19 protein-coding genes and 3 pseudogenes are annotated in these 19371 nt (G+C 39.6%); 4 read left to right on the top strand and 18 right to left on the bottom strand.

Annotated elements, in window-relative coordinates:
- Nucleotides 1–7: 7 nt before the first annotated feature.
- Both KXJ80_RS09490 and KXJ80_RS09485 read left to right on the top strand, forming a co-directional pair.
- A complete protein-coding gene (locus KXJ80_RS09490; RefSeq protein ID WP_259474680.1) occupies nucleotides 8–793 on the top strand; it encodes a capsule biosynthesis GfcC family protein in 786 nt (261 codons plus the stop codon).
- Entirely contained in the window at nucleotides 793–3171 is a 2379-nt protein-coding gene (locus KXJ80_RS09485) for a YjbH domain-containing protein (protein ID WP_259474679.1), read from the top strand. Before KXJ80_RS09490 ends, KXJ80_RS09485 begins: the two co-directional genes overlap by 1 nt.
- Nucleotides 3172–3190: 19 nt before the next feature.
- On the opposite strand, the gene rfbC (KXJ80_RS09480) is transcribed toward KXJ80_RS09485, so the two are convergent.
- The 3 genes and pseudogenes from rfbC (KXJ80_RS09480) to KXJ80_RS09470 form a co-directional block, all read right to left on the bottom strand.
- The gene (gene rfbC / locus KXJ80_RS09480; RefSeq protein WP_069455291.1) at nucleotides 3191–3733 is read right to left on the bottom strand and encodes a dTDP-4-dehydrorhamnose 3,5-epimerase; all 543 of its coding nucleotides are present in this window, start codon (nucleotides 3731–3733) and stop codon (nucleotides 3191–3193) included.
- Nucleotides 3720–3899 (bottom strand): annotated as a pseudogene (locus KXJ80_RS09475) (glucose-1-phosphate thymidylyltransferase RfbA); the annotation flags it as partial. The pseudogene KXJ80_RS09475 and the gene rfbC (KXJ80_RS09480), both read right to left, overlap by 14 nt.
- A gap of 180 nt (nucleotides 3900–4079) precedes the next feature.
- Nucleotides 4080–5441 (bottom strand): sensor histidine kinase, encoded by a 1362-nt coding sequence (locus KXJ80_RS09470; RefSeq protein WP_172588775.1) that lies wholly within the window; start codon nucleotides 5439–5441, stop codon nucleotides 4080–4082.
- 389 nt (nucleotides 5442–5830) lie between these two features.
- Between KXJ80_RS09470 and KXJ80_RS09465 the strand changes: the two genes are divergently transcribed.
- Together KXJ80_RS09465 and KXJ80_RS09460 are read left to right on the top strand one after the other, a co-directional pair.
- On the top strand, nucleotides 5831–6277 hold the full coding sequence (locus tag KXJ80_RS09465) for a copper resistance protein NlpE (RefSeq protein WP_172588785.1): 447 nt from the start codon (nucleotides 5831–5833) through the stop codon (nucleotides 6275–6277).
- Between the two features lie 134 nt (nucleotides 6278–6411).
- A pseudogene (locus tag KXJ80_RS09460) lies at nucleotides 6412–6657 on the top strand (HutD/Ves family protein); the annotation flags it as partial.
- 53 nt (nucleotides 6658–6710) lie between these two features.
- On the opposite strand, the pseudogene KXJ80_RS09455 reads toward KXJ80_RS09460, so the two are convergent.
- The 15 genes and pseudogenes from KXJ80_RS09455 to rfbA all read right to left on the bottom strand — a co-directional run bounded on the left by KXJ80_RS09455 (nucleotide 6711) and on the right by rfbA (nucleotide 19371).
- Nucleotides 6711–7633: pseudogene (locus KXJ80_RS09455) on the bottom strand (IS5-like element ISSpu11 family transposase).
- 43 nt (nucleotides 7634–7676) lie between these two features.
- A complete protein-coding gene (locus tag KXJ80_RS09450; protein ID WP_172588776.1) occupies nucleotides 7677–8231 on the bottom strand; it encodes a nucleotidyltransferase family protein in 555 nt (184 codons plus the stop codon).
- 280 nt (nucleotides 8232–8511) lie between these two features.
- Entirely contained in the window at nucleotides 8512–9057 is a 546-nt protein-coding gene (gene gmhB, locus KXJ80_RS09445; RefSeq protein WP_172588777.1) for a D-glycero-beta-D-manno-heptose 1,7-bisphosphate 7-phosphatase, read from the bottom strand.
- Entirely contained in the window at nucleotides 9054–9749 is a 696-nt protein-coding gene (locus KXJ80_RS09440) for a sugar phosphate nucleotidyltransferase (protein WP_254068288.1), read from the bottom strand. The genes gmhB and KXJ80_RS09440 overlap by 4 nt, the downstream gene beginning before the upstream one ends.
- Before the next feature lie 5 nt (nucleotides 9750–9754).
- Nucleotides 9755–10351 carry a D-sedoheptulose-7-phosphate isomerase gene (locus tag KXJ80_RS09435; RefSeq protein ID WP_172588779.1) on the bottom strand — a complete coding sequence of 199 codons (597 nt, stop codon included), beginning with the start codon at nucleotides 10349–10351 and terminating at the stop codon, nucleotides 9755–9757.
- Entirely contained in the window at nucleotides 10336–11364 is a 1029-nt protein-coding gene (locus KXJ80_RS09430) for a GHMP family kinase ATP-binding protein (RefSeq protein WP_172588780.1), read from the bottom strand. Before KXJ80_RS09430 ends, KXJ80_RS09435 begins: the two co-directional genes overlap by 16 nt.
- Nucleotides 11361–12539 (bottom strand): glycosyltransferase, encoded by a 1179-nt coding sequence (locus tag KXJ80_RS09425; RefSeq protein ID WP_259474678.1) that lies wholly within the window; start codon nucleotides 12537–12539, stop codon nucleotides 11361–11363. Before KXJ80_RS09425 ends, KXJ80_RS09430 begins: the two co-directional genes overlap by 4 nt.
- Entirely contained in the window at nucleotides 12536–13426 is an 891-nt protein-coding gene (locus KXJ80_RS09420; RefSeq protein ID WP_259474677.1) for a glycosyltransferase family 2 protein, read from the bottom strand. Before KXJ80_RS09420 ends, KXJ80_RS09425 begins: the two co-directional genes overlap by 4 nt.
- Nucleotides 13423–14631 carry a hypothetical protein gene (locus tag KXJ80_RS09415; RefSeq protein ID WP_259474676.1) on the bottom strand — a complete coding sequence of 403 codons (1209 nt, stop codon included), beginning with the start codon at nucleotides 14629–14631 and terminating at the stop codon, nucleotides 13423–13425. The genes KXJ80_RS09420 and KXJ80_RS09415 overlap by 4 nt, the downstream gene beginning before the upstream one ends.
- A complete protein-coding gene (locus tag KXJ80_RS09410) occupies nucleotides 14631–15230 on the bottom strand; it encodes an acyltransferase (RefSeq protein WP_259474675.1) in 600 nt (199 codons plus the stop codon). The genes KXJ80_RS09415 and KXJ80_RS09410 overlap by 1 nt, the downstream gene beginning before the upstream one ends.
- Complete coding sequence (locus KXJ80_RS09405) at nucleotides 15217–15741, bottom strand: acyltransferase (RefSeq protein WP_259474674.1); 525 nt, start codon at nucleotides 15739–15741, stop codon at nucleotides 15217–15219. The genes KXJ80_RS09410 and KXJ80_RS09405 overlap by 14 nt, the downstream gene beginning before the upstream one ends.
- 8 nt (nucleotides 15742–15749) lie before the next feature.
- On the bottom strand, nucleotides 15750–17051 hold the full coding sequence (locus tag KXJ80_RS09400; protein WP_259474673.1) for an MATE family efflux transporter: 1302 nt from the start codon (nucleotides 17049–17051) through the stop codon (nucleotides 15750–15752).
- 61 nt (nucleotides 17052–17112) lie between these two features.
- Complete coding sequence (locus KXJ80_RS09395) at nucleotides 17113–17940, bottom strand: NAD-dependent epimerase/dehydratase family protein (RefSeq protein ID WP_259474672.1); 828 nt, start codon at nucleotides 17938–17940, stop codon at nucleotides 17113–17115.
- Between the two features lie 6 nt (nucleotides 17941–17946).
- Entirely contained in the window at nucleotides 17947–18498 is a 552-nt protein-coding gene (gene rfbC / locus KXJ80_RS09390; RefSeq protein ID WP_172590020.1) for a dTDP-4-dehydrorhamnose 3,5-epimerase, read from the bottom strand.
- 9 nt (nucleotides 18499–18507) lie between these two features.
- A complete protein-coding gene (rfbA, locus tag KXJ80_RS09385; RefSeq protein WP_259474817.1) occupies nucleotides 18508–19371 on the bottom strand; it encodes a glucose-1-phosphate thymidylyltransferase RfbA in 864 nt (287 codons plus the stop codon).

The raw sequence follows: 19371 nt of genomic DNA, 5'->3' as shown, positions 1-19371 counted from the left end.
AGCCATAATGAGATCCTATATTACCCCGTTGGCGCTACTAGTAAGTTCAGTGTTTTTGCCATCCGTAGAAGCCAATACCCAACTTTCTGTCAGTACCTCAGCGTCTCACACGCCGCAGCTACACATTACCTATCCCACAGCTATTCGAGTAGGGCAAGCGGTACAAGATGGGTTAACACAACTTCCCCTTTATAATCAAACGATAAAAAATGAGCCAGTCTCAATTTATTGGCTAGGTGCAGCCCTCTTGGATACAAACAATACTGCTGAATTAGAGGTCACTCGCAAGCAAGTATTGCAACAATTAGCAGACATGGGAGAGCAGGTCGATAATAGTCAATATATTGCTAAACTGGCCAAATTTGCCCAGTTTTTGCGCAACATCAAACTAGGCCAGCGAGTTAATCAGCCGTTAGATCTCGACTTAGTCCGGATTACCGACGCTTATAATCCGGTTATCGATGGTGATTTTTTACTCGTATTACCGCCTCGACCAACTACGGTCACTGTCGTTGGCGCGGTCGCGCAAACGGGTGAACAAGCATGGCAATCACGGGCCAGCAGTAAAGATTATCTAAACCAAGCAGGTTTACTCGATGATGCCGAAAATAGCTTTGTGTGGATTATTCAACCCGATGGCAATGCGATAAAACAGCCTATCGCCTATTGGAATCATCAGGCTCAGGATATAGCCCCTGGAGCAATACTCTTTGTGGAGTTCACGGCGCTGTTTGATGACCATGCCGAATTAAATAACAATATTATTGAATTACTCAAAAATCGGGCTCTGTAATGAAAAAGTCAACTCCCACTTTGCATACGTTCGGGCGTTTATCTGCGCTGTCATTAGCACTGCTACCTTTATTACATGTTAGCGCCGATGAATTTTCTTATCCAACACTCTTACCTTCACAGTCAGATTTTGGTGGCGTTGGTTTAATGCAAATGCCGACTGGCCGCATGGCACCAGAAGGTGAGTTTAACTTTGCCACAAGTTATAACGACGAATACCAACACTTCACCGCCTCAGTACAATTATTCCCTTGGTTTGAAACAACAATCCGCTATACCCAAGTACAGGATTTACTTTATAGCGATGATCCGAGCTTTAGCGGAAGCACTAAATACACAGATAAAGGAATTGATTTTAAGGTACGTCTACTTGAAGAAAGTAACTGGCTGCCAGAAACCTCGATTGGGGTTCGGGACTTTGGCGGCACAGGCTTATTTGATGGTGAGTTTATTGCCGCAACAAAACGAGTCGGCCCATTAGATTTTACCCTCGGCATTGGCTGGGGCTATATTGGCAATAGCGGTAATCTAACCTCGGACAAAAAAGATCTTAATTACAACTGCGACAGAGATACCTCCTATGGTGGTAAAGGTGGAACCGTAGATTACCAACGTTGGTTTAAAGGCTGCGCAGCGCTCTTTGGTGGTGTTGAATACCAAACGCCATGGAAGCCTCTTCGCTTAAAAGTGGAGTACGACGGTAACGACTATCAATCGGATTTCCCCGTTGTACGTGGCGGCATTCCAATGCCTCAGGACAGCAAATTTAACTATGGGATGCTCTATCGGTTTGGCAACTGGGGGGATCTGCATTTAAGTTATGAGCGGGGTAATACTTGGACGCTTGGTTTTAGTCTACAAACTAATTTTAATACCTTATCGCAGATTAAAACCGATCCTGCTGCCGCAAAATATAAGCCACTCCCGGCTGCGCCATTAACCCTTTCACAGACAGAGTCCTCCGCGCCAGTAAACACACCAACAGTCGAACAAGTGACTGTTAGTGTTGATACTTCCGCAACAAATAAATCAGAAGAGCAAAATGCAGAAGTAGCTAATCTAGAGCCTGTAAACGCTTCCAGTCAGACGGTTGCGAATACCCAAGTAGATTGGAATAAGGTCGCTCAAGACTTACAAACCATCGCAGGGTACGCAAACGCCAGAATTTATTTGGATAAAGACAGCATCACTGTCGTCGGTGAACAAACCAAATTCCGTGATAGAAATGAAGCACATCAAAGAGCGGCAACCATACTCGCTAATAGCACTGATGCAACTCGTATCAAAGAGTATAGGTTGATTGAAACCCGTTATAGCCAACCAATAACAGAAACGCGCATCGATGCGCAAAAATTTGCCCAAGTGGCAAGTTATGGCTATCTGAATGCTAAAATCACTGATGCCAGTGTTGTGAGTGTTCCCAGCTTACCACAGGGACAACAAGTCAATAACACTGATAAAGATTGGTTAGATAAGCTTAGTTTTGATGTTTCGCCCACCATGGCCCAATCCTTCGGAGGCTCTGAAGGTTTTTATATGTTCAATATTGGGGTCACAGGCAGTGCAAATTATCGCTTTACCGATAATTTAGACTTTTCAGGTTCCCTTTATCTGAATCTTTACGATAACTACGACAAGTTTTTATACGATGTTCCACCTGATGGAACTGACTTAAAACGTGTTCGCACACTTATCCGTCAATATGTTCATGAAAATCCAGTAAGGGTGAATAATCTGCAACTGACTTGGATGGATAATTTAACGGATAATATATCCTACCAAGCCTATGGCGGCTATTTAGAAATGATGTATGGTGGTGTAGGGACAGAGTTCCTCTACCGCCCCCTTAACAGCCAATGGGCCTTTGGTGTTGATGTGAATTATGTTAAGCAGCGCGACCCAGATAGCATGCTTGGCTTCTTTAAAGATGAACATCAATTTGATCCTATTACAAACCGCCCTTATAGAGTACAAACGGGAGCTGTCACAGGTAATGCGACTGTCTATTATCAACCCGACTGGTTCCCCAATACTTTATTGAGGATCAGTGCGGGTCAATATCTGACTGAAGATAAAGGGGTAACGGTTGATTTCTCCAAACAATTTGATAGCGGCGTGATTGTTGGCGCCTTTGCGACTAAGACAAACCTTTCTTCTGAGGAATATGGTGAGGGTAGCTTTACCAAAGGCTTCTACATCTCTATCCCATTTGATTTAATGACGATTAAATCAACTCATAGTCGTGCGACAATCAGTTGGATGCCGCTCACCCGCGATGGTGGTCAAATGGTCGGCCGTAAGTATTACCTCTTTGATAATACTGATGCTCGCTCACCTTGGTTCACTCGCCCCAGCACTGAAAATAAGCCTGTAAAATAACCGAAACCGCCGTTAGCGTTTAGACGCTAACGGCGGCATTGGCATCTCTTACGGAAAGAATGGGTGTGTTGTTTAACAGTGGCCACTCAATCGCAAACTTGGCACTATTCCAAGCAAGTACATATTCATCACTCGGCGCATAATAATCACTACAACGATACAACACATCAGCATACTCACTTAACACATAAAACCCGTGGGCAAAACCTGGGGGGATCCACATTTGCAAATGATTATCCGCAGAAAGAATCCTGCCAATCCATTTGCCATAGGTCGCGGATTGTGGACGAATATCGACGGCAACATCAAAAATACTGCCAGCACACACTCGGACTAATTTACCCTGCGGATATTGTTGCTGGTAATGCAATCCACGCAATACATGCTGCTGCGAGCGACTATAGTTATCTTGCACTAACGCTGGCGCTTCAAATCCGCGACTCAGCAAGCACTCAGTAAAATACGCTTGTCGAAAGGTTTCCATAAAAAAGCCTCGCTCATCGCCAAATACCTTAGGTTCAAAGATAAGTACTTCAGCCAGCTCGGTTTCAATGCACTTCATTAAACACCTGTTTATTTAATAAACCTAAAAGATACTCACCATAGCCACTTTTAAGTAAAGGTTGAGCTAAGGCAGCTAGCTGCGACGCATTAATCCAGCCACAATGGAATGCCACTTCCGGGCAATTTACTTTCAAGCCCTGTCGTTTCTCAATAGCGGCAATAAATGACCTTACCGACCATTAAATCCAACATTCAAAATGCCTTTTCTCATTGATACATCAAGGATTAGTGAATTGAATCGAGGCGCAGATAGTAGCATACAAATACAAATTAAACGCAGGGCGAAACGGCTTACTAGAAAATGCAGAACGTTGCTATGCGGGTTCTAGATTCTAGATTCCGCTTTATTTCTCAGGAAGTTGTATGTCGACTTTTACGCCTTGGTTAGGCGAAGAGGTCAGAATAATACTGCCATGGAGCTTTTGGGTAACCAAATTGTAGATAATTGACATGCCTAAGCCTGTGCCGCCATCTTTGCGAGCGGTGGTAAAAAAAGGCTCAAAGGCTTTCATCTTGACCTCATCAGTCATGCCGACACCATTATCTTGATAACTCATGCAAACGCTCGAGCCTTGCTGTTCAACTCGGATAGTTATTTGTTTATCACCAGCAAAATTGTCAGGAAACCCATGCCGAAAGCTATTGGCAACTAGATTGGTAAAAATTTGCGCGATTGCCCCAGGGTAAGACTCGATAAAAATTTGGTCACCAAGGTCAACGGTTAAGGTGATATTCTTCTTACGCATTAATGGCCTTAATGAGCTAAAAATCTGGAAAAGATAAGCCTTTAAATTAAATCGCTCACGTTCAAGTACCGACTGATCCGCCGCGGTCCGCTTAAAGTTGTGGACTAACTCCGCTGCTCGCGCCAAATTTCGCTCTATCAGTCCCAAACCATCTTGCATCGTATTGATAAAGTTTAAAAACTTATCTTCGTCGAGTTCATTTTGCTCAAATGTACTTTTTAGCAATGCGACCTCATCTAAACAATGAGTTACTGAGGTCACAGCAATCCCCAAAGGCGTATTGACCTCATGGGCAACCCCTGCCACTAAACTCCCTAAAGCCGCCATTTTCTCATTTTCAATCAAATGATGTTGTGTTGAACGTAAATCCGCCAATGCGGTTTCCAATTCTTGAGTTCTTAATTCAACTTGCGCTTCCAAATCCGCATTAATGGCTTTTAATTGCTGCTGATAATCTAAAATTTCCCTTGCACTCATTGCCCGACCAAATAAATCGGCCAAAGCGGAAGCAAAGGCTTTTTCATCGCGGGTCCATTCTCTTGGCTCACCTTGATGTTCAGAACAAATAATGCCCACCATCTTACCGCGATGACGGATAGGGCTATCTAATATGGAGGTAATACCATTAGGCACTAAGTAAACCTTTACAAACTCATGGGTTGCTCTATCGGTTTGAGCCTGATTAGCCACTATCGCTCTTTCATTATCTAATAAACTGAAATAATAAGGATAATCAGCACGCGTTAAGACAAAAGCTTCTTGTCTTTGCATATTATCGAGCAGGTAAAAGCAGTGCATACTTTGATGATCTTCAGTCCATAACCAAATACTGGCACGGCTGATGTTTAAGCCTTGGCACACTGAAGCAACAATGAGTTGCGATGCCTCAGCTAAATCGCCACCATCAATAATTGAAGAGCGACTCACGTCAAATAAAATCCTATCTAACATCCGCGTCATAATGATGGAGTTCTCCGCGTGGCTTCACCAGACATTGAAATCTGACAATAGCTTCAGTGGCCACTGCTTATGCAAGAGTCTTAAGTACTAACCTTAAAGTGACAGTCTTTAGTATAGATTCTATCTGCAAACTCACTAGGTCATTACTCTACAGAATAGCATTTCAGCGCATCTCGTTCCCCCAGCTCAACTGCGACAGCGCCATATTCTCGGATTTAACACTATAGCAATGAAGCCGTAAGCGCCGCTGAAATTAAGATCCCAAATGCCATATCGAGCATAGCCTTAAGGCCTTTAATATGACCCCATACCATAGTAAATAAGTTTGGTGCCATCGTAGATGGCGGTTATCATCCCTAATATCAATAAATCAGAGGCTTGAGATGAATATGCAACGTCCACTCTTTACTATCGCCTTAGTCGCAATCATGGCAACCGCTTGCAGCGATCCGCAACATGCAACAGATCAAACCTCCACAGCCAATACAGAAACTCAAAAGACCATCCCCCTTGGCGATACCAGCCAAAATGCACTCGATTGGCCAGGCATGTATGAAGGTGTTTTACCCTGTGCGAGTTGCGAAGGTATTCAAACCACGCTAACGCTACTGGCAGATAACAGCTTTGAATTAAAAAGTATTTATTTGGGCAAAGATGAGAGCATCTTCAAGGTGGCAGGAAAATTTGACTGGGATGGCAAGGGCTCAAAAATTACTTTATCCGATGGCAGTAAATACCTCGTCGGTGAAAACCAGCTATTTATGCTAGATAACGAAGGCAACAGGATAAGCGGCGAACTAGCTGAGCACTATATATTGAAAAAGAAAGGGATGTAAAAAAGAGCATTGCAGCGTGACAGTGAGAAGTTGAGTGCTCCACCCAGCTAGAACGCTGTGATTCTAGAGCAAGCTTGTCAGCGTCCTAGATTCTCACATTGGTGGTCACTCAAAATGAAAAGAGTTACTAAGACATGAACCCAGATATCCAAATTATCCGCTATCAAGACTGTGAATCGAGTTTATGGAAAAACGGCGGCGGTAGTACTAAACAACTGTTAATATCGCCAAAGGATGCTGACCTAACTAACTTTGATTATAGGTTCAGCGTTGCCACCATTTCGAGCAACGGCCCCTTCTCACCATTTCCTGGCATCGATAGACAGTTGTGTATCTTGGAAGGCGAAGGCGTAAAGCTAATGATGTCTGACAATGCGGGGCTTTGTTTCCTAAATCGATTCAGCGAACAAAGCCCCTCATAATCGTCTAAATATCAAACTACACGGTAAGTTACAGGCATGCCTAGCCCTGTAAGCTTGTTCAAAGCCTTTATCATCGCGTAAGTTTCTCCCACCTGACCGTTATAATTTCGCAGGCTCAATCTACCACCAAGTAATTGCTTTACCCTGTACATGGCAGTTTCTGAGATTGACCGCCGATGATAACCATACCGTTTTTTCCACTGCTTATTTGAACTATAAAGCTGTTGCCAACTGACCGCTAAGTTACGCGGATGTCCGTGTTCCCAGAGTGCAGCACCTTCCCTCGGTGGAATGAGTACTAAAGCGCGTTTTCTACGAACCGCATCGTGACAGGCTCTTGTGTCGTAAGCACCATCACCTGAAATATTTCGGATTTTTCGATGGGTTTGCTTGAGCAAATTCGGCATAACTTCAGCATCAGTGACGCCGGATAAACTCAGTTCTGCTGCAATAATTTCATGGCTATGGGTATCGACGGCGATATGCAGCTTACGCCACACGCGGCGCTTGCCATCTGTGCCATGTTTCTTCACTTTCCACTCACCTTCGCCATAAACCTTCAAGCCTGTCGAATCGATAGCCAAGTGCTCAATGGTGCCACGCGTCTTGGTTTTAAAAGCAATCTTGACGGCTTTCGCTCGTTTGCTGATACAAGTGTAATGTGGGCACGAAAGCGGAATATCAGCCAGTTTAAACACCGAGTTGATAAAGCCTTGTAACGCTCGCAGTGGCATAGAGAAAACACGTTTAACCATCAGTGCGGTGGTAATGGCTAAGTCGCTAAATACGTGTGGGCGACCTTTCCTTGGTTGCTCAGCCTTAGCTTTCCACTGGGCGATAGCGTCCTCATCAATCCAGAAGGTAAGTGAGCCACGATTAACTAAGGCTTGATTGTATGCTTCCAGTTAGTTGTTTTATAGCGAGGTTTTGACACGATTGATGGGTGAGTTGATAGGCTATGCCGATCAGATCACCAGCTATGGTTTTAGTTCAACTGATTTAGGAAACAAAGCCTTATTTTGTGCAAGTTTATCATGATAAACTATCAAATCTATTAACCATTTTATCCGATGGCAATTTGTTTTCATCGCATGAAGACATAAATACAGGTATTCTAGCGTGCAAGGCTCTCGAGTGCCGGAAAGGTAATAAGTTGACATGTCTTTACTAATTTGCGAATTTTCGTTATCTAACCTAGTGTGTAACTCTATGATCTTATTATTATCTGAAATATAAACTTTATCTTTAAATGATTTAGTGAGCATATTTTCACCGAGATCATTGTCAGCAAATAATCCATGCTTTGGTTTAAATCCATATTTCAGTAACATCTCTTCGACTGAAATTACATTATCTGAATTGGTGAGTAAATCTATATCGTTCGAATACCTTATCCCTAAATTTTCATAGAGGCGCATAGAGAGATCTATTCCTTTAAAAAATCTAAAGCTGAGGCTGTTATTAGAGAAATCTTTACTAAGCTCAGTTTGAATTTTAAACTGAACTAGCGTGAAACCATTGTTTTTTGGCAATGCTAGCAAGCCGCTAGTTAAATGGATTAGAAAAAAAACCTTAAATCGGAGATATTATTAAATACTAAATTCCACACTCGGTGATAATTTATTAACTTTTTCAAATTTTCTTCATCAAAGCCATCGGCTAAAGCCTGCCTGACATGTTCACATTTAGATAGAGGATTACACAATAGAAAAAGTAATCGTAACTGATTAACATCTGAGCCTAGTATTAATGCAACCTTGATAAGATTAAATTAGATAGCAAAAAGCCCTATAAAATAGGGCTTTTTTAAGATTAATAACCATGCTTGGTCGTATAATCGATTAAAGAGTCGTAAACAGCATCGGCAACGACAAGATCATCTTCGCATAATGGATGACCGGAACGCAGTAAAATACTCCTCCCTACATTCGCAGCTTTTGCAGCCAAAATATCTGAAATCTTATCTCCAAACATTATGCTCTCAGACATATTGATATTGAACGCCACTTGAGCCTCAAGCAACATACCAGGATTAGGCTTACGGCAAGAGCAATCCATTAAATATTTGCCAACCCCCTTGAGAGGGTGATGAGGACAAAAGTAAACTTTTAAGACCTCAATTCCTTCTCTCTGAAGTATGTCAAGATAATAACGAGTGAGTGTATGATATTGCTCCTCAGTATAATAACCCCTGCCAATCCCGGCCTGATTAGTGATAACCACAAATGAAAATCCTTCAGACTTAAGGGATTTAAGTGCAGGAATAACACCATCAACAAACTCAAAATCTTCTATCTTGTAGAGATAGTTCTTTTCGACATTAATGACACCGTCACGGTCTAAGAATACTACCTTCATTGAGTAAATTCTTTGATTAAACGGAAGTAGTCCTCAGGTACACCTATATCAATAAACTCAGCATCTGCGACACATGTCTCAACTAAATTTAATGCAACGAGTTTAGGCAATATATCTGTTTCGAAAGAAAATACTTTCATATCAGCATTTACAACATCAAATGCAGATCTTTTAACGTTATAAATACCTGCATTGATAAAACCTGAACCAAGCGTCCCTTTTTCAAGAAAGGCGGTTACTTTGCCAAGTTCAAAACTGAGACCACCGAAACGAGCTCTATCATCTACTTCAATCGCAAGGATCTTAACCGCAGAATTTGGGTCTTCGAAAGCAATCGCCTGACTCGAATACTCACCAAAAATTAGCGTATCACCGTTTACAACTGTAGCCTCTGTAATGTTGCACTTATCCATGGCATAACGAATTGCACCACCAGTACCAAGTAACTCATCTTCAATGACACATTCGTATGAAAAATCATTTACTGAATCAGCTAAATAACTGATTACCGTTTCAGCCTTATAACCGAGTGAAAAGATAAAGTGCTCGTATCCCTTTGAGACTAACTGATTTAATAAAATTCTTAAAAAAGGGTCAGTTCCAATGGGAGCCATACACTTAGGCACATCGGCAACAACACTTCTTAGTCGAGTTCCTAAACCGCCAGCCAAAATGATACAAGTTTGCTTCATCAAGATTATTCCGGTTTTAAATGGGAGAACATTTCTTGCTCTACATGTTGACACAACATGTGGCCAATCAAAATATGAGATTCCTGAATACGCGCAGTGTGATAAGAAGGAACCTTGATCGCATAATCAACAAGCTCTTCTAATTTGCCGCCAGCACCACATAAAGCTACAGATGTCACTTCTAGACTTTTACAAATATCAAATGCAGCAACCACGTTTTTTGATGTACCAGACGTTGTAATACCGACAAACATATCGCCCGCACGAGCCTGTGCGGCCAATTGTCTTTTAAACAAGTTTTCATACCCATAGTCATTACCAATAGCAGTGATCATGGAGGTGTCTGTAGACAGAGATAATGACGGCAGTCCGGGACGATCGAATTCAAAACGACTCACAAACTCAGCAGCTAAATGTTGAGCATCGGCCGCACTACCACCGTTTCCAGCAAAAATAACGCGATTACCACGGCGAACAGTTTCTGACATCAGCTCACCGACTTTTACGACTAAAGCCAACAGCGCTTCGTCTTCAAGCAATTGTTGCTTAACATTAATAGAATCTTGAATGCCCTTTTTAAGTAAACTTAAGCGATTGTCCATGATTTAACTCCTTCCTCGACAAATTTAAATGAAAAAAAACTTCCCTCATAAATTGAAAGGGCACGCATTACGTTTAAGCGATTAGCTGGAGATACAGCAATCATCATAAAACCACCACCACCTGCACCAGAAATCTTTAGTGCTGAAGCGCCAGCAGCCATCGCAGAGTTCGCAATGTTATCGATATGAGAGTTGGAAATACCTGCAGCAGCATTCTTTTTCGCTATCCATGACTGGCCTAATACTTCAATAAAGCCATCAATATCGCCTTTGAGCAATTGCTCTTTCATCTTAATCGCAATAGCACGAATTGCATGCATAGCATCTAAAGCCTTGGTATTCTCTTTAGTAGACGCAATTTGCTCATTAATGATTTTAGCCGACTCACGCGAACGACCAGTATGATAAAGTAAAAGACGACTTTCTAACTCGAGTAAAATATCACCTTTAACTCTTAATGGATTAACGATTACATTGTTGTTATCGTGAAATTCCATAAAATTAACACCACCAAATGCAGCTGCGTATTGGTCTTGCTTTCCTCCTGCCATTAAGCAATCAACGCGCTCAATTTCGTAAGCTAACTTTGCAACGTCATATTCGCCTAACGGTAGCTTTAGGTATTCACTATAAGCTTGTACTAATGCGACAACGAGCGCAGATGAAGACCCCACACCACTTCCTGGAGGTGCATCTGAATATGAAATCACATTAACAGAAAGGGGTTGGCTGTTATTGAAATCCTTAATAATCCGATTGTAAACCGCTCTGTGTAGAACTAGATCCCCTTCAAGGTCATAGTGAGAGGATATCGGCAGTAACTCAGACACATTAAAATCTGAAGCCTCAAATCGCACCTGTGTACCATTATATTCAGTGATATGAACATTGGTTGCGAGTGAAATGGTTGCATTTAACACTAGGCCACCATAAATATCACTGTAGGGACTGACATCTGTCCCACCACCTGCCAAACCTAGTCTGAGTGGCGCCTTAGCATGTACACTTTTCATCTACCATTCCTTTCTATACTAGACTCTATTACTTCAATGTATTTTTCAGCAGAGGATGACCACGTAAAACTCTGTTGAATATATTCCCTGGCTGCAATTTGCACAGATTTTCGACAGACATCATCCTCTAATAATTGCGAAATTAACCTAATCCAATCTTCATTGTCTTTTGCAATAAATGAATGAACAGTATCTTCTAATCCAACCATTGGTTTGGCAGCTAATGGACTCATAATATTAGGCAAACCCAGAGCCATTGTTTCGAGTACCTTATTCTGAATGCCACCACCACTCACCATTGGTGCAATAGAAAATTTTGTCTTTGAAATAAAATCAAAAGGGTCATCCATAAATCCAGTGATAACGACTCTTGAATCACGCTCTGCCAGCGCTTTTACTTCAGCAGTTGGACTTGCACCAACAATATAAAAATTTACATCCGCTGGCAACCTGTTCAAAATGTGTTTGGCAAACCACAAAACTGCGTCAATGTTGGGTTGATAATCCATTTTCCCCAAGAATGAAAAGGCATTTTTCTTTTCCTCAACAATAGGATAAGTTAATAATTTCTCATTAACACCATGAGGAATCCAAGTTATTCTTTGCTTATTCTTAAAGTTATCGATTTCGGTCAAGTTGAACAAAAAAGTGCCATCGAAATGGTCGACTACTGTTTGCTCATATTTAATTAAAAGCTTCGATTCAAACTTATAGTAAAGTGATTTCCAAGAACTTGCGACCGTTTCTGCTGATTTCTGGTAATTCTGACCTATGCTGTCAGCCATATCGCAAAGTTTTGTCTTTTTTAATAATCTTGCATATTCAGCTGTACGTACTAGGGTACAAAATATTGCATCAACATTATTTGAATAACTTTGAATGTAACGATTGACATCACTAAAAAAGTAAAGAGAGCATTGCAAAGGTATTGGTAGACGAAATACGCCCTTTAATAACGAGGCCAAAAAATCAAACTTTGACTTTTTGAACACTTTATATTCACCTACTGACTCTAAAAAAGCGACCTGTTCCGCAGTCACATCTTCACTAGTGATAACAACTACATGCAACTTATATTTTAAAGCTAATTTTTTTAATAAATTGTAGTTTTTCGCTCTATCACCACCTATCGGTGGATACGGCATACGCGAACACAAAAACATCAACTTTTTCACTTTGTCACCTGCATTGCCATACCTTCCCAAAAGGCTTTTTGTCTTATTTTATATTCATCCAAGGACTCCATTCGAAGAATGATTCGTAAAATAAAGTCAAATTGAATTAACACTAAGTGAATCGGCAAAAACAATAAATTGGAGAATTTCCTTGCCATATAAACTCTATTTCGAGCCGTCATACGAACAGAAAAAGGAGAACCTTTACCTGTCAGGCTGCTTACCTTATGGAAAAGAATAGGTGTAGGCGTATAAAATAGAGTTAAGCCCGCATGGTAAGCCCGAATACAAAAATCTGTATCATCACAATACACAAAATATTGCTTATCCATTAAGCCAATTTTATCAAAAACATCATACTTGATAAGCATCGCGCAAGTTGGCGAATAGTTGATTTTCTTAGCGACATTTAACTCATGACAATCTTTTTTATTGATGCCAAGGTGAGTCGCTGCATATCCACGCCAAATCTCTAATTGTCCGCCGGCACACCAGATAGTATCTCTTGGATCATCATAGTAAATTTTTGGTACTAGCAGATCAGCATTAAGTGCATCTTGCTCCAAAAGCATATTGAGCAAAAAATCATCCGGAAAATGAGTATCATTGTTCAATAAGAGGATAAAATCACACTTATCTGATAAAGCCGCTTCTATACCCTGATTGTTACCTTCTGCAACACCAAGATTATCCTGATTTGCAATCACTCTAACCTCAAAGGGTAACTCAGCCTTCGCGAGCATATCTAGAGTTAGGTCGCGAGAATTATTATCAACCACATATAAAACAAAATTTTGATGTCTTTGGTTGGTAAGAGAAGCAAGAAAATCTTCTAATACAGGTTCGCTATTAAAGGTAACTGTAACTATACCTATTTTGTTACTCATAAACTTCTGCCACCACTCTCGCTAGAATGAGTTTCAATTAGCTTGCCTAGAAAAGCTAACCAAAACCAAATATATATATCATTAAAAACGGGCAACCCAATTAAGGTATAGGCTGCCATACCAAAAAAAATAGGCTTTAGAATTTTACTACTTTGTTGTTGATTACAAATAGTAAACACACCACGCCAAAAAACAAAGTAGTATAAAAAAAGTCCAACTACACCCGTTGAAACGAGCATCTTTGCAGAAACTGAAGATAGTGAAAAGTTAAACTGCTTTACATCTTGAATGACGGGAAGAACATCTTCAGGTATAAACATTGCAAATTCAGAGCTTTCTGCAGCCAAGCCTAAACCAATCCAATTTTCAGGTTTAAGAAAATAGTCAAAAATAAAAAATAACACACCGCGGTCAATCACAGAGGCACTTTGTTCTCCGGCCCCATTTATGCCATTAAAAGCAGACAATATCATCAACTTTGCGTAATTGTTTTCAGCAGAAAAAAGCATTAAATACGCAAGAAAACAAGATAGTGCTATAGCGAGCATTATTCCATATTTGCGATAGTTCGAAAATAAAACAACACCAAGACCGAGGCAACCGAGTCGAATAATACCTGTTCCACTAAGACTTAAAACAAAGACTAGCGCTACCATCAGGGCTGTTACTTTCGAGAGCAAATTTAATCGATTAAAATAAATAACTTGAAATAGCAACAGTGGCATCATAATAAAGACTGAATACTCAGCCAAATGCGATGGCTCAGTAAAAATAAAACCTGTCGCTCGACCTCCCACTAAAACGACTTGCACAAGAGATAAAACGAATACACCTATAAAACTATAAAAAATTAAACTAATAATTTTCTCAACTGACGTGCGACTAAAAAGATATTGAAACAATAAGAAGGTTAAGTAACCTAATAGAAGTGAAATTGTCGTACGGATAATGGACTGCACTCGCAAGCCATTAAAAGGGTCAATATCTTTAATGATACCCTGCAAAAGTAAAGAAAAAAGTGATAAGAAAAAATAACCTAATAAAACAGCACCAACAAATCGACCAACTTTACCACGAAAGACTCGTGGCAAAAGAAATGGTGCCATAACTAATGCAATAAAATTAAGTAGCCAAAAACTTTGTACTGGTAGACCAATGTAATAAAACAGTGATTCTATTGGCAACAACAATAATAAATAAGACATTACTGACCTATTCGTTCCCAGCTTGCTGTTTCAAAGTTATACTTTTTGATTATTTTTGCAGGGTTACCTGCAACAACACAATAATCTGGTACACTTTTAGTAACCACAGACATCGCTCCTACAATACAATTTCTACCTATGTGTACTCCAGGAGATATATGTGCACCATACCCGATAAATGAACCCATTCCAATACGCACACCTAAAGAATGAGAATCAACTCTTGCGCCAATTTTAGGTTCAACGGATATATCATCGAAAGGGTGAATAACATCTACTATTGAACAATTACCTGTTATAGAAACATTATCTTCGATACAAATTGAACGCATGCCTACTATATGTACGTTCTGTTCTATATTCACGTTATTCCCAACTAGAATTACAACATCACTAACAGGACATACTACTTCAATTCGAGCACCTTCTCTTATTGAAACACGATTACCTATTGATACATGATTAATATTAGAAAATAGGATTGGCTTATGAATTGTGCAACGCTTGCCAACATTACTAAATTGATGCTTATAATATAAAAATGTCACAAGACGTCTATAAACGACATTTATAATATTTAAAAAATTATTCAATGTCACTAACTGACTCCCAACAATTTGTTTGATTGTTATATTTCTTAATTAGTCTAGCAGGATTTCCTGCAATCATACTAAAACTTGGGAAAGACTTTGTAACAATGGAACCGGCACCTACAATACACCACTCACCTAATGTCACATTTCCAAAAACCTTTGCACCATGTCCTATGAATGAATTTTCTCCTATATAAATTTCACCTCTATCATACCAATCTTGCTTCATGATCAAACCGTCTCTAGGTGATATCCCATGAGCCACAGTGCTCATGTACACATAATCAGATAAAACTACGCCATCTGATAAAGTAATTTTCGACGATGTATGTAAGTCAAAAAACTTTCCAACATACACATCATCACCTAGAACAATTTTTGCATTTAAGTTTTTATTTTTAAAAACCAAAAAATTCCCGAAATAGTGTAGACTAACATTTTTACCATATACGATAGTCCCACTAATTTTTTGCAGAAAATATTTAAATCTATATAGTTTTAAAATTAAAAAAGACAAATTAAACCTCAACTATTGAACAAAAAAAGCCAAATCATTAGCAGCGGAAATACTACATAGGTTATAACAGCAAAAAATAAATTTACATCAATATTTCTTCTTAGCAAGAAAAAGCAATAAATGGCCATGATAATAAGTGCAGACAAAGCAACAGCATATACTATTGAAAGCCAACCTACTGAGAAAACATTAATAAATAATAATGAAAACCCAAAACAAAGAGCCCCCTCGACAAATGGAAATAGCATGATGTTAGAATGCTTCGCCTTTGCGAGTAATACAAGCCCAAATGGAACACCAATGCTTCTAATAAGGTAAACCAATAATAATGCACTAAACATTGAAGACACTTCAGCTGAGTTATCTCTATTTGTTAATATGTCAAATAAAAACTCCCCAATGTAAAGTGATACAAGTACAGAAAAAGGAATTATAATGCAGATTGATATGGTAACTATCTTAAAAACTTTTGATATTCCATTCTCATTACCAGTCTTATATAAATGCGTCAATGGCTGAATAAGTGGAGAAAGAACAGTCGACATTGCTCCAGAGATAAGACCAACAAGACTCATTGCAACAGAGTAATTTGCCACGTGTTCATAATCGTACTTAGATATAATTAGAACACCAATTCCGCTCACTAAAAACGTCGAAAAATTTAATACAAAAACACCATAATAATATCGCCACTCTTGATTGTTTAACTCTGGAAATGAGTTAATTACTTTCTTTGCACATCGAATAAATATAAACTTTATATAACTAGGCGATAAATAACACAATACCAAGTACGAAAAGATATTAATTATAAAAAATGATAACGACATGGCAAGTAGCCCATAATGCGCTACATTCACGAGTACGACACCTAAAATACATTTAAATACGACGTTGACAAGTGCCGGTATTTCATTTTTCTCTTTGCCGATAAAAACACCGGTAAAATAGCCGCCAAATATGTTTAACATATAAGAAAAACAAACAATACTGATCGACCAACTCGCGTTAGGCAAAGTGTCTGTGATTGCTTGATAATTCTGGATTAGCCAACCGTAATTAATACTCAACAAAGAGATAAACAATGTCGACAATAGAATCAAGCAAAACGCAAGTTGCTGAAATCTAAACATCGAGTTTACAGATTTTGAAAGCGAATTTGACCTGTAGGAGACAAAACGGCCAACACTGACTTGAAGTGATGTAGCAGCTACATTAATTAAAATACCGAGCTGTATCGTTACCGACCAAATGGAGAACTCATCTTTAGTTAAAATTTCGTATAAAAATGGCGTAATAGCAACACTCATTAAACTTGTTGCAAAGCCATTTACTATGTTTGAAATCGAGTTTTTAATTAATCTCGACGAATTAATCATTTAAAAGTTCTGACTTAAATTCGGTTATCATTAGTGATAGATCTGAGAGTACATTTCTGGGCGAATAATGAGGTATAAACTTTTTTATTTCATCGATACTTACTGGAGAGAAACGCTCTCTCGGAAAATTCATATCGTGCCAAGTAATAGTACAGTGAGTTTCTGTCTCGAGTACGTCGGCTATTTCTGCCGCTGTAATATTAAAGCCAGCTGCGATATTGATTATTTGCCCTTTGAAATCAAGGTGCTGCGATAGATAGATGCAGGACTCTGCGACATCATAAACAGAGACATAATCTTTGGCATAATCCTTTGCTATATACATATCAATATGCCCGGTATTAATCGCATTACGCGTTATCGCAGGCAAGAAAAGTGGACTATTTAATGCCACTCCGTACACATTACTAGGCCTAACAATACAAACCTTATGCGCGCTTTTAAGACAAAGTTCTTCCGCAACTAATTTAGTTAAATTAAATAGGCGGCGATTATCGTCTACACAAACCGTCAAGTCGGCCGATTCAAAAGATGCCTCTTGGTTCATGTATACACGCGTTGATGACATATACAGCAGACGCTCAAAATGAGCTTTTTGCAGTAGTGAGGATAATAACGTTACATTCGCCTCCAATACTGCAAACGGCGCATTTTTACAATCACCATGACCAGCACAATAAATAATTGTACCAAGATCTTTGTGATAAATGCTTTCATCACCTCGTTCAGGTACAAAAACATTGTGACCTAATTGATTGAGTTGTTTTACTATTTCTGAGCCGATAAACCCGCGACCACCAAATACAGTATATAGGGACATAAAATCCTACCATCCATTAATCAGATTATTTCTGATTGCTGCTAACTCGGGTTGTAGTTTGTCTTTTTCTGATAACAGCGGGTTCTCAATTGGCCACTGGATATTAAGTGATGCATCATTCCAAAGAAGACCACTTTCATCACTTGGGTCATAATAATCTGTACATTTATACTGAAAATCTGCCGTATCACTTAACACACAAAAACCATGGGCAAAACCAGGGGGTACATAAAATTGCAATTTGTTCTTACCGGTTAGGATAATGGTTTCATACTGGCCAAATGTTGGCGAATTCGGCCTTAAATCCACTGCAACATCGAAGACTTCGCCATCAGTAACTGTCACAAGCTTGCCTTGGGGTTTAGTCTTTTGAAAGTGTAATCCCCTGAGCACACCTTTAGATGAGCGTGAACGATTATCTTGGACGAACTCCGCATCAATTCCTGCTTCTCTATAGCGCTGCTTTTGGAAGGTTTCATAAAAAAAACCTCTGTCATCCCCGAAAACTTTGGGTTCGATAATCAGCAGATCTTGTATTTTGGTTTTAATGACATTCATAACACTGACCTACTTAGTGATATTGAGCAAATATTGACCGTAACCCGTTTTCGAGAGTGTCATCGCTGTCTCTCTAACTTGTTGCTTGGTCAACCATCCCTGAAGTAGGGCAATTTCTTCAAGACAAGCAATTTTAAAACCTTGTCTTTTTTCAACTGTTTGCACAAATTGTGATGCTTCTAGCAGTGAGTCATGGGTTCCTGTATCTAACCATGCAAAACCACGACCTAACTGCTCGACTTTAAGCGAACCTTGCTCTAAATAGGCTTGATTGACTGAGGTAATTTCTAACTCACCACGCTCTGATGGCTTCACCTTTTTAGCAATATCAATAACGGAATTGTTATAAAAATAAAGTCCAGTAACCGCCCAATTCGATTTGGGATTAGCTGGTTTTTCTTCTATTGAAAGCGCCTTAAAATCTGCGTCAAACTCAACAACACCAAAACGTTCGGGGTCCATCACTTGGTAACCAAATACAGTTGCACCAGTTAGGTTTTGAACAGCATGCTTGAGTTGTTTACCAAATGCTTGGCCAAAAAAGATGTTATCTCCCAAGGCTAAACAAACGTCGTCCTTGCCGATAAACTCTTCTCCAATAATAAAGGCTTGAGCTAAACCATCTGGTGACGGCTGAACCGCGTAGGATAAACGAATGCCAAATTGGCTACCATCGCCAAGTAAACGGATGAAACCATCTTGTTCTTCGGGTGTAGTGATGATCAATATCTCATTAATCCCCGCTAACATAAGAACAGATAATGGATAATAGATCATCGGTTTATCGTATATGGGGAGTAGCTGCTTAGAAACACCTTTAGTGATGGGATGTAAACGAGTACCTGAACCACCCGCAAGAATAATTCCTTTAAT

The organism is Shewanella xiamenensis (genome assembly GCF_024971755.1).
GTDB classification, from domain to species: domain Bacteria; phylum Pseudomonadota; class Gammaproteobacteria; order Enterobacterales; family Shewanellaceae; genus Shewanella; species Shewanella xiamenensis.
The sequence above is the reverse complement of the archived record's forward strand: the minus strand, read 5'-3'. Positions and strand labels throughout refer to the sequence as shown.

Coding starts and splice junctions, on each gene's coding strand:
- KXJ80_RS09430 (WP_172588780.1), bottom strand. CDS start 11,364: ATGAAAAGTGTACATGCTAAGGCGCCACTCAGACTAGGTTTGGCAGGT.
- KXJ80_RS09440 (WP_254068288.1), bottom strand. CDS start 9,749: ATGAAGCAAACTTGTATCATTTTGGCTGGCGGTTTAGGAACTCGACTA.
- KXJ80_RS09470 (WP_172588775.1), bottom strand. CDS start 5,441: ATGACGCGGATGTTAGATAGGATTTTATTTGACGTGAGTCGCTCTTCA.
- rfbC (WP_172590020.1), bottom strand. CDS start 18,498: ATGAATGTCATTAAAACCAAAATACAAGATCTGCTGATTATCGAACCC.
- KXJ80_RS09415 (WP_259474676.1), bottom strand. CDS start 14,631: ATGTCTTATTTATTATTGTTGTTGCCAATAGAATCACTGTTTTATTAC.
- KXJ80_RS09395 (WP_259474672.1), bottom strand. CDS start 17,940: ATGTCCCTATATACTGTATTTGGTGGTCGCGGGTTTATCGGCTCAGAA.
- KXJ80_RS09485 (WP_259474679.1), top strand. CDS start 793: ATGAAAAAGTCAACTCCCACTTTGCATACGTTCGGGCGTTTATCTGCG.
- rfbC (WP_069455291.1), bottom strand. CDS start 3,733: ATGAAGTGCATTGAAACCGAGCTGGCTGAAGTACTTATCTTTGAACCT.
- KXJ80_RS09465 (WP_172588785.1), top strand. CDS start 5,831: ATGCAACGTCCACTCTTTACTATCGCCTTAGTCGCAATCATGGCAACC.
- KXJ80_RS09435 (WP_172588779.1), bottom strand. CDS start 10,351: ATGGACAATCGCTTAAGTTTACTTAAAAAGGGCATTCAAGATTCTATT.
- KXJ80_RS09490 (WP_259474680.1), top strand. CDS start 8: ATGAGATCCTATATTACCCCGTTGGCGCTACTAGTAAGTTCAGTGTTT.
- KXJ80_RS09400 (WP_259474673.1), bottom strand. CDS start 17,051: ATGAGTGTTGCTATTACGCCATTTTTATACGAAATTTTAACTAAAGAT.
- gmhB (WP_172588777.1), bottom strand. CDS start 9,057: ATGAAGGTAGTATTCTTAGACCGTGACGGTGTCATTAATGTCGAAAAG.
- KXJ80_RS09420 (WP_259474677.1), bottom strand. CDS start 13,426: ATGAGTAACAAAATAGGTATAGTTACAGTTACCTTTAATAGCGAACCT.